Origin of the sequence: Heyndrickxia camelliae, from assembly GCF_002844575.1 — a bacterium.
In the GTDB taxonomy this organism is placed as follows: Bacteria; Bacillota; Bacilli; order Bacillales; family Bacillaceae_C; genus Margalitia; species Margalitia camelliae.
The window spans coordinates 109,106-119,151 of sequence record NZ_PIQO01000016.1 but is presented as its reverse complement, the minus strand read 5'-3'; the positions used below and the strand labels follow the sequence as shown (position 1 = coordinate 119,151).

The window sequence follows — 10,046 nt, the reverse complement described above, 5'->3', positions numbered from 1 at the left end:
ATTATTTGAAGCTAGTTATGTCCCAGCCTCTATTTTTATTTTCACGATGGTATAGTTACGGGGTGAATTACACTAAAAAGCTTTTACTAATGTTTTTTAGTCAATAAAAACGGGTATAAAAAGATAAGTCAGAAAAAATGAAAGGAAGCTAGAAATGTATAAGCATATCCTTATCGGTTTTGATGATTCCAGAGACAGTGTAAAAGCATTAGAAAGAGCAGCACAATTTTACTCCATGAATCCTGAAAGTAAAATAACGGTAGCGCATGTTATTCAAGAATATACAAATAATCTTGCATTTGATCAATATCATTTAAATTACCCTATTGGTCCTACTCCTAATGGAGGTGTATATCCTGTAAGAATGATATTGCGCGAAGAAGAAATGCCAAAGAACGGTAAAGAGAACTTTCATGATTCTACGGAATATATTTTAGACCATGCAAGATCCTTTTTAAATTATCAAGGTGTACCTGCAGAATTCAAAGCATTAGATGGAAAGCCTAGTACAGACTTATGTGATTTCGCAATCGAGCATCATGTTGATTTAATTATTGTTGGGAATAGTGGAAAAGGACTATTGAAAAAACTATTAGTAGGAAGTGTAAGTGAAACAATTATGAAAAACGCGGAGATGGATGTTCTCGTAGTAAAATAATCGTTTTACGAAATAATTTCTTAATGGATAGACAAAGAGCAAAAATGAGCAGAAATAAATCTAGACTATGAAAAATGGGAACCGTTATTGGTATGGTTCCCTTATTATTTGCTCCGGGGTATTCGTTTATTAAAAATAGTATGTGTCTAATGTAAAAACATGAAGAAGAAATTTCATCTGAATAGCATAGTAGAAGCCTGCTCAAAATAACATTATGATTTGATTTTGAAAAGGAATTTAGGTGAGACAATTGGTTGATAACGTGGAAAAATGGTCGGGAACTAGAAAAAAGTCTAAAAGAAGGTTAAAAAAAGATGATATAACCATTGTGGATACAGATGCAGCCAAAAAAGCGGTGGTGGCTACCGCCCTTGGAAATGCGATGGAGTGGTTTGATTTTGGAATTTATTCTTATTTGGCTGTGACCATAGGAAAGGTGTTTTTTACAGGTGTGACAGGGCCACTCCAAATCGTGTATTCATTTGCCACCTTTGCCGTGGCGTTTATCGTTCGTCCTCTAGGTGGAATGTTTTTTGGTATGTTGGGTGATAAATTAGGACGAAAAAAAATCTTAACCATCACATTAGTGTTAATGTCTCTGGCCACTTTAAGTATGGGCTTAATACCGGGCTATGCAAAGATTGGAAATCTAGCTCCTATTCTTTTGCTTTTGGCCAGATTGGTCCAGGGATTTTCTACAGGCGGTGAATATTCAGGTGCTATGACGTTCATCGTAGAATCCTCCCCCGATAAAAAAAGGGGATTTTTATCAAGCGGGTTAGAGGTAGGTACATTAGTTGGATATATCGCTGGATCTGGGATTGTGACGATTCTAAGTTTTATTCTCGGACCAGAAAAAATGCTTGATTGGGGATGGCGTATTCCATTCTTCATTGCCGCACCGATAGGTCTTATTGGTCTTTATTTAAGAAATAATTTAGAGGAGACGCCTATCTTTGAAGCGATGAATGAGGGCAAACCGAAAGAAAATGAGAAAGGATTAATAAAGAAGGTATTTGTTTTTCATTGGCCTCAGCTTCTGAAAGGGATGGTCTTAGTTTTATTTTTTAATGTTGTGGATTATATGCTGCTATCTTATATGCCATCTTATTTAAATGTTGTTTTAGGTTATGAAGAAACGAAGGGTCTTTTGTTGATTCTGATTGTTATGTTTATCATGATTCCGATTGTTTTACTCATGGGTTATTTTAGTGATCGGATTGGGAATAAGCGCATTATTTTAGGAGGTTTGATTGGGGTCATTCTTCTGTCCATTCCTTCGTTTAAGATGATTGAAAGTGGGAGTAATTGGATGGTTTTTTTGGGACTAATGATATTGGCTATTCTATTAGCCACTTTTGAAGCGACTATGCCATCCATGCTGCCTTCCTTGTTTTTTACACAAGTAAGATATGTTGCATTAGCCATTACCTTTAATATTTCCGTTTCTTTATTTGGCGGTACAACTCCATTGGTTTTGGCATGGTTAATAAAGGTAACAGATAACAAGATGATTCCAGCTTATTACATTATGGCTGCTTGCCTAATTGGTATTATTACCATGATTTTTGTAAAGGAAACTACCGGAAAAGCGTTGCGGGGCTCCGCACCTGCAGTGGAGGAAAAACATGAGATTGCAGAGATTTTGGAAAATCCTCAAGAGGCAATTTGGTGGAAAGAGGAAAGAAATAATATATTAGAAAAAATGGATGAATCAGGAAAAGAGAAAGAGTAATGATTTTGGCAGTAGGAAGCGGACATTAGAGTTCTCCGCTTCTATTTTTGTTATAGATTGTAAAAGATTGTGGAAATTGGCACCTGTTTTTCAAAAATATGTTACGCTAAATTTAGTATACTTAGGACAGCGGGTGGGGAAATGGATAATAAAATTAAAGAACTAGTAGAATTAGCAAGAAAAAAATTTGGATTAGAAAGCTATTATTTAAAAAGACATAGCTTAAATCAAAAAATTACTCTTTTTCAAGAGACCGTTTATACATTAACGATGGAATGGTTTCCTAATCATGTGATTGAACATGAGGATGAAGACTACAATCCAGATGGTACGGCTATTATTGATATAGAGATAAAAAGCCGAAAGGTAGAGAGTGCAATATTTGTCGGCGGAATTTCCCTTGCAGATGGAGTTAGATTTAGGGAAAGGAATCAGATCATCGGTTGGATTGAAGAAGAGACTGGTTTAACTTATGGCAGGCATTTCATATTAGAAAAAGAGGGGAAAGGTGAATTTCGCTTTCGTGGATGTATAGATGGTGTCTCCCTGTACCCATCCGGACATATTGAATTACAACATGACAAAGAAGGAAATCTTACATTTTTCACTGTATATGGCTCATTTCCATCTACTGATTTGGTTTCTGGAGAGACTTATTCTCTTTCTAAAGATAAGGTGGAAACACTAATAAAGAAACAATTCAAATTAATTGAATTACCATTATATGAGGAAGAAAGACTTATCCATTTATATGGGATCGAGGAGATATTTGTTAGAAATGACCGAGTATCGACTATTCCATTTAATGTGGACACACGTTTTTATACAGAAATAAACAAAACGATATATTGGGATGAATCGGTTCGCAAGCCTTTTAAGAGAAAGAAGATTAATTGGATAGTTGAAATAACAGAAGAACAGGCTTTTTCAGATGAGCCATCTCCTGAGTCCTTTCCAATAACGGAGGAGGAGACTGAAAAATGTTTAGAGGAGGTCACAGCATTTTTACAACAAGTATTTCCAAATGACTCTGGTAAATGGAAATTAAAGACCCTCCATCGGGATAAAGGTTATATTTACGCAGTTTTAAGAGAAAAAGAACAGAAAAATCAAGTATGGAAAAGAAAGCTTACCATTTTGATAGATGCACAATCACTTGAAGTATGTAATTATATTGATAATAAACCACTACTGGAAATGTTCGATCAATTCCAAACATCTGATGAAGCAGTCATGACCAAAGAAGATGCATATGAAAAACTGAAAGAAAAAATCGTCCTAACACCTTGCTATGTTTATGACTTTATAGAAGGAAAATTTGTTTTATGCGGGAAATTAGATTGTCAGTTTGGAGTGAACGCATCCAATGGGGAAATTTTATGTTTAAATGACCTATAGATTTGGATGAGAAAAAGCAACTTACTAATATAAGGGAAGTTGCTTTTTTTAAATTTCTTTTTTATGTGAATTTTTCCTCTGTCCTAATGGCGTAAGCATCCAATATTATCCGTGCCATTACTTGAATAGGTAATCGGGAGCGCACCTCATATTCCGGGAAGTAGGAGATTTCCGATTTAAATCCAACGAGAGAGATTTCAGATAGCTTATATAATGGACTGTTTTGATTACATGTAAGGAGCAGAGTGCTAACTCCATTCACTTGACAATTACTGGCTGCTTCTACCAATTCCTCTGTCTTTCCATTTAATGATACAAAAATCACAATATCTTTTCTATCCATTTTTTTGCTAATTGTTTTTATGATATTCGGATCATCGTGAAGTTCACAGCTCTTTCCAAGCAGTTGAAATTTAACCATCATTTCCTTCGCGATTAGCTCGGAGAAGCCTCGAGCAAAAATGATGATTTTTCGTGAGTGAATAATCTTTTGAAGTGCGTCCTCTATAGTTCCGCTATCGAGAAGTTGAATGGTTTTAATGACTTCCTGTTCATTTTTCAAAATAGCCTCTTGGATTTTTTTATCTATCTTTTCCACAATAGAAAATTCCGTACTTGAATCAAAGTCATCTTTTAAATGGATTTTAAAAGCGGTAAAACCACTGTACCCTAACTTTTGCATGGTACGGACAATCGTGGCGGTGGATACATTAGCCTGTTCGCTTAGTTTTACAATGGAGATTTGAGGGATAGTGTCTAAATGCTGCTTTATATAATCGACTAAATATCGTTCTGTTTCACTTAGTGTGCTGTACAGGTTCTTTGCTCTGTTTAAAAACGTCTGTGACACATTTACCATCTCCCAAAAAGAAAAGTTTTACATTGAAAACGTTTAACATTGTAAACATTTACAGCCTCTATTGTGCCACAATATGAGTATAAAGTGAAACATAAGGCAGTGAGGAAAGAAGGGAACCAACATGATTTATACATGTACCATGAATCCCGCCATCGATTTATTTACGGAGTTTGAACAATTTTCTCCCTTCGTAGTAAATCGCAGTATTTTTGAAGACTATCAAGCGAATGGAAAAGCTATTAATATTTCGTTTATGTTAAAGAAAATGAATATTCATAGTACTGCCACAGGGTTTTTAGGTGGGTTTACGGGAGGATATATTGAACAGGAATTAAGGAGAAATTCGATTGATGTAAATTTTATTAAAGTAGATGGCATCACAAGAATAAATACCTTTATTCGATCAGGGGAATTAGAGTATAAAGCGGTAAATAAGGGACCGGAAATTAGCAAAAAGGCCCAAGAAGAGCTTCTTAATTATATTAAGACCTTTACAAGTGAAGATATGCTCTTTGTATCTGGAAGCTTGCCTAAAGGAATAAAGGATGAAATTTTTGTTGCCATTGCTGAACTCTCTCAGAAACAAGGGTTCTCCTTAATCTTGGATATAAGTTCCGATAGATTGATTGATTGCCTGTCGTATCATCCATATTTAATCAAACCAAATGACGAGGAATTAGCTCAATTATTAGGTGTTGAAAAGCTAGATTCAGAAAAAGAATTGGCAAATGCCGCAAAGTTGCTTTTAGATAAAGGGGCTAAGAGGATTTTAGTATCACGCGGTGAAAAGGGAGCTTTATATGTAGATGAAGAAACTATCTTATGGACAACTGCTCCAAAAGGCAAGGTAGTAAATACAGCATGTGCTGGTGATACGATGTTGGCTGTATTTATTGGTAAGATCATAGAAACAGGAAATGTAGAGGAAGCTTTAATAAGTGCAACGGCGGCTGGATCATCTACCGCTTTTACAGCAGGGTTAAGCAATTTAGAAGATATTCCATTATTAAGAGAGCAAATTCAATTGAAAAGGGAGGTTATATAGATGAAGACATACAAAATTATTGCAGCTACTGGATGCCCTACAGGAATTGCCCATACCTATATGGCGCAAGAGGCATTAGAAGAAGCGGCGAAAAAAAGAGGCATCACGATTAAAGTAGAAACACATGGTCAGGAAGGGATAAGAAACGCATTGACGGATGCAGAGATAGAAGCAGCAGATGGTGTCATCATTGCAGCAGATAAGGATGTCAATGCTGATCGTTTTATTGGAAAAACTGTCATCAATGTTTCCGTTAGTAAAGGAATTAAAGAGCCAGATAAATTAATAGATGAAATCCTATCTGGCAATGTTCCTAAATATAAAGATGGCCAAGCTAGAGTGCAAGGTCAAGCTGGCCAAAGCAACCAGAAAACATCTATCTGGCACAGCATCTATGTTTCCCTTATGAATGGTGTATCCCATATGCTTCCGCTTGTAGTAGCAGGTGGTGTGATGGTAGCCATATCATTTATGTTTGGTATCAATTCGGCTGATCCAAAAAGCCCTGAATATAATCAATTCGCTTATTATTTAAAAACGATAGGCGGAGTATCCATGAATTTAATGGTACCTATTTTATGTGCTTACATTGCTGAATCTATTGCGAAAAGGCCTGGGTTGATTATCGGATTTATCGTCGGGATGATTGCTTACATGAATGGTACTGGATTTTTGGGAGGAATCGTTGGAGGTTTCTTAACCGGCTATATTATGGTTGGGTTAGCCTATGTATTAAAAGGATTGCCTAAGCAATTAGATGGCCTAAAGGCTATTTTCCTTTTCCCTGTATTAGGTATTTTTGTGGCCGGATTTGCAATGTGGTTTTTATCTGCACCAATGGAGTCCATTAATAAAGGAATGATGTCATTCTTAAGCGGTTTCCAAGACTCAAGTCCAATCCTATTAGGACTAATCGTTGGTTGTATGAGTGCATTTGATATGGGTGGCCCTGTTAATAAAGCGGCATATGTTACAGGGACAGCATTGTTAGCGCAAGGAAATTACTTCTTTATGGCTGGAGTATCAGCAGCATGTATTGCACCACCGTTAGCAACTGGTTTCGCAGTTTTATTTGGTGGAAAAGCTTATTCAGCAAGTGACCGCAGTGCAGGTTATGTGAATTTTTTACTTGGATCTACTCATATTACAGAAGGAGCAATACCGTTTGCTGCGAAGAAGCCAATTAAGGTCATCCCAATCCTTATGCTAGGATCATCTATTGCGGCAATCCTAACCTATTTATTTAAAGTGCAAGTTCCTGCACCACATGGTGGATTTATTGTATTGCCAATCGTTACTCATGCAGTACTATGGGTTATCGCTATTCTAGTAGGTGCCATCATAAGTGGATTACTAATGGCCTGGGATCAAAAAAGAACAGTAGCAAAGGAACAACAAACTACTGAAGAAAAACATGAATCTGGTGAAACGGAAAAACTAGACGCTGTGTTGGATATTCAAAATATCTTCTGTAATGTAGATGCAGCATCACAACAAGAGGTATTTCTTAAATTAGCGGAAATTTCAAAAGAGAATGATATAAGCACTAATGCAGAAGAAGTAGTAAAGGGATTTCAAACAAGGGAACGGTTAAGTTCGACAGGAATGGAACAAGGTATTGCGATTCCACATACAGAGCTTAATAGTATTCGGAAAGCAAGCATAGTAATTATGAAATTAAACCAAGGTGTCGATTGGAATGCTCTTGATGGGAAACCGACGAATATCATAATTGCCATGTTTATTCCTAAAGGAAAAGGAAATGACCACCTACGCTATTTATCAGAGGTATCGAAGCTTTTAGTTCATCAGGAATTTATCAATCGATTACAACAGGCAAACAGTTCCGAAGAAATCTATCAAATGTTTATAGACAATATCCGATAGGAGGATAACGAACAATGAGAGAAGTTAGTGAGAAAAAAAGAAAAGCTCTGCAAAATTTAACGGATGAACAAGGGATTATCAGTGCCCTTGCTATTGACCAACGTGGCGCATTGAAAAAGATGATGGGGGAAAAGGGAACCCAGTATACAATGGAAGAATTTAAAGTACTTGTCTCTGAATCTTTAACACCCTATGCATCTTCTATTCTATTAGATCCGGAGTATGGTTTACCTGCCGCGGAAAGAAGGGATTCTAATGCTGGGTTACTTATTGCATATGAAAAGACTGGATACGATGCTACAAAGCCAGGGAAATTTCCAGATCTTTTATCAAATTGGTCTGCTCGAAGATTGAAAGAAGCAGGAGCAGATGCGGTGAAATTTTTACTATACTATGATGTGGATGAACCTGCAGAAATAAATGATCAAAAGCATGCATTTGTGGAACGAATTGGTTCAGAATGTGAAGCGGAGGATATCCCATTCTTTTTAGAACTATTATCCTACGATAGTAAAACAGAGGATACTAAAAGTAAAGAATACGCCAAAGTCAAACCGCATAAAGTAAATGATATGATGATAGAATTCTCTAAACCCAAATATAATGTAGACGTATTGAAGGTGGAAGTCCCTGTCAATATGGATTATGTTGAAGGTTACGGAACAGATTCCGTTTATACAAGAGAGGAAGCGAAAAGGTTCTTCAAAGAACAAAGCGAATCAACGGATTTACCATTTATCTTCTTAAGTGCTGGCGTTAGTGCGGAATTGTTTCAAGATACCTTGCGTTTTGCTCACGAAGCCGGTTCTGATTTTAATGGTGTCCTTTGTGGTCGAGCTACTTGGAAAGATGGGGTAGCAGTTTATGCTAACCAAGGTATGGAGAAAGCGAAAGAATGGTTGCACACACAAGGGAAGGCAAATATTCAGGCACTAAATAATGTCATTCAAGAAACAGCGTCTTCTTGTTTTGATAAAATTAAATAATACAAGAAAGGCAACGGTATTTGCACCGTTGCCTTTTCCATCTTAGGCCTTTATTACATACTTTCGTAAAGCGTATGCTACTCCATCCTCATTATATCTCTTGGTAGTATAAGTGCTGAGCTTTTTTGCCTCTTCTACAGCATTTCCCATTGCTACGCTAATTCCTGCTACTTTGAACATGGAAATATCATTTAAATTGTCTCCGATTGCAACCGTATCTTGTAATGGTATGCTTAAAAAATTTGCCATGTAGGTTAAGGCGTTTCCTTTGCTTACCTCAGCATGGGCAATTTCGAGTTTTGTACTGCCAGAGGAGGTAAGGGATATATCCTGCCGGTTCTTTAAAGTATTTTCAAGATGCTCCAGCTTTTTGCGATCAAAAGATAACACAAAAATTTTATATACTTCTAAATTGGGTATATCAATATCTTTGTAATCATTTATGTAGTGCAAACCAAATTGTTGGAATTGAATATCTCTTTCTTTATTTGCCCACTCCATGGGGAATGTAGGATCTTTCTCGGCTAATAAACGGATTTCTTCACCCAACTGTTCTTTCCCTTTTGCTAAAAGATGAATTCCTTGATTTGTATATAATTCGAAATAAAAGCCCTCTGATTCCAAAAAAGGAATCAGCTCTGATAGAACATTATCAGGAATAACAAGTTTTTGAATAATTTCCTTTCCGTGAAAAGCAATTGCACCATTTCCAGTTATAATCGGGCAATCAATACCGGCATTCTTTAGAATTGCTTGCGTATCATGAAGAGATCTACCAGAACAAATCGTTATGATGTCTCTTTGCTTTTGCACATCATGAATTGCCTCTACATTTGTAGCACTAATAGTCCCATCTTCTGATAATAAGGTTCCATCCAAATCTATAGCAATTAATCTCATTTTCAATCCTCCAAGCTGTAAGCAAATTCTGCACTAGTAATTTAGTATATACTACCCGTAGTTATCCTTATAATTATAACCTTCTTTTCTATGTAATCTTAATGGTTAATCGGATAAATCTTTGTTTTTTTCAACAATGGAATATATAGTTTGTTTGCTATCTTTAAAACAATCCCTCAAGTTGATCTAACTGTTTTTCCAACTGTATCCTTCGATTTTTTATTTCTGCCTCTTCCTGACGCAATATCTCTACATGGTTTTTTAGTTGCTAGAATACTTCCTCAATGAGATGGGGATTTCCACATCCAAATGATCGTTTCAGCTTAAACGGCATTAAGACTTAGTCCGAAGCTTTTAAACTCCATAATCACCTCATAATCTTGTATTTCTTTTTCTCCATAATCTTTTCTGTTTCCATTCCATTTTGGAGTCAGTAACTCTAAATCTTCATAATATCTTACAGTATCCTTGGTTGTATTTAATACTTTAATATACTCTCCAATTCTCACTATTTTCACATCCTAAATGATAGTTGACATGGGGTTAACCCCACATATTTTAATAAGAATAGAGTCATA

General features: G+C 36.2%; 9 protein-coding genes. 6 read left to right on the top strand and 3 right to left on the bottom strand.

Features of this window, described 5'->3' with window-relative positions; genetic code table 11:
* Positions 1 to 154: 154 nt before the first annotated feature.
* From CWO92_RS18205 to CWO92_RS18190, 3 genes are all read left to right on the top strand, one after another.
* The gene (locus tag CWO92_RS18205) at positions 155 to 658 is read left to right on the top strand and encodes a universal stress protein (protein WP_235851635.1); all 504 of its coding nucleotides are present in this window, start codon (positions 155 to 157) and stop codon (positions 656 to 658) included.
* 250 nt (positions 659 to 908) lie between these two features.
* Complete coding sequence (gene proP, locus CWO92_RS18200) at positions 909 to 2,393, top strand: glycine betaine/L-proline transporter ProP (RefSeq protein WP_101355632.1); 1,485 nt, start codon at positions 909 to 911, stop codon at positions 2,391 to 2,393.
* A 141-nt stretch (positions 2,394 to 2,534) separates the two neighbouring features.
* Positions 2,535 to 3,791 carry a hypothetical protein gene (locus CWO92_RS18190; RefSeq protein WP_235851634.1) on the top strand — a complete coding sequence of 419 codons (1,257 nt, stop codon included), beginning with the start codon at positions 2,535 to 2,537 and terminating at the stop codon, positions 3,789 to 3,791.
* A 61-nt stretch (positions 3,792 to 3,852) separates the two neighbouring features.
* On the opposite strand, the gene CWO92_RS18185 is transcribed toward CWO92_RS18190, so the two are convergent.
* On the bottom strand, positions 3,853 to 4,641 hold the full coding sequence (locus tag CWO92_RS18185) for a MurR/RpiR family transcriptional regulator (protein WP_235851633.1): 789 nt from the start codon (positions 4,639 to 4,641) through the stop codon (positions 3,853 to 3,855).
* 130 nt (positions 4,642 to 4,771) lie between these two features.
* Here CWO92_RS18185 and pfkB point away from each other — a divergent pair, with 130 nt between their 5' ends.
* Genes pfkB through lacD form a run of 3 tightly spaced genes read left to right on the top strand, consistent with a single transcriptional unit; the run spans position 4,772 to position 8,568 of the window.
* Positions 4,772 to 5,695 (top strand): 1-phosphofructokinase, encoded by a 924-nt coding sequence (gene pfkB, locus CWO92_RS18180; RefSeq protein WP_101355629.1) that lies wholly within the window; start codon positions 4,772 to 4,774, stop codon positions 5,693 to 5,695.
* A complete protein-coding gene (locus tag CWO92_RS18175; protein ID WP_101355628.1) occupies positions 5,696 to 7,582 on the top strand; it encodes a fructose-specific PTS transporter subunit EIIC in 1,887 nt (628 codons plus the stop codon). It abuts the gene before it with no gap.
* 14 nt (positions 7,583 to 7,596) lie between these two features.
* On the top strand, positions 7,597 to 8,568 hold the full coding sequence (lacD, locus tag CWO92_RS18170; RefSeq protein ID WP_101355627.1) for a tagatose-bisphosphate aldolase: 972 nt from the start codon (positions 7,597 to 7,599) through the stop codon (positions 8,566 to 8,568).
* 42 nt (positions 8,569 to 8,610) lie between these two features.
* On the opposite strand, the gene CWO92_RS18165 is transcribed toward lacD, so the two are convergent.
* Both CWO92_RS18165 and CWO92_RS18160 read right to left on the bottom strand, forming a co-directional pair.
* Positions 8,611 to 9,468 carry a Cof-type HAD-IIB family hydrolase gene (locus CWO92_RS18165; protein WP_101355626.1) on the bottom strand — a complete coding sequence of 286 codons (858 nt, stop codon included), beginning with the start codon at positions 9,466 to 9,468 and terminating at the stop codon, positions 8,611 to 8,613.
* A gap of 323 nt (positions 9,469 to 9,791) precedes the next feature.
* Complete coding sequence (locus CWO92_RS18160) at positions 9,792 to 9,977, bottom strand: MerR family transcriptional regulator (protein ID WP_158175434.1); 186 nt, start codon at positions 9,975 to 9,977, stop codon at positions 9,792 to 9,794.
* Positions 9,978 to 10,046: the final 69 nt, after the last annotated feature.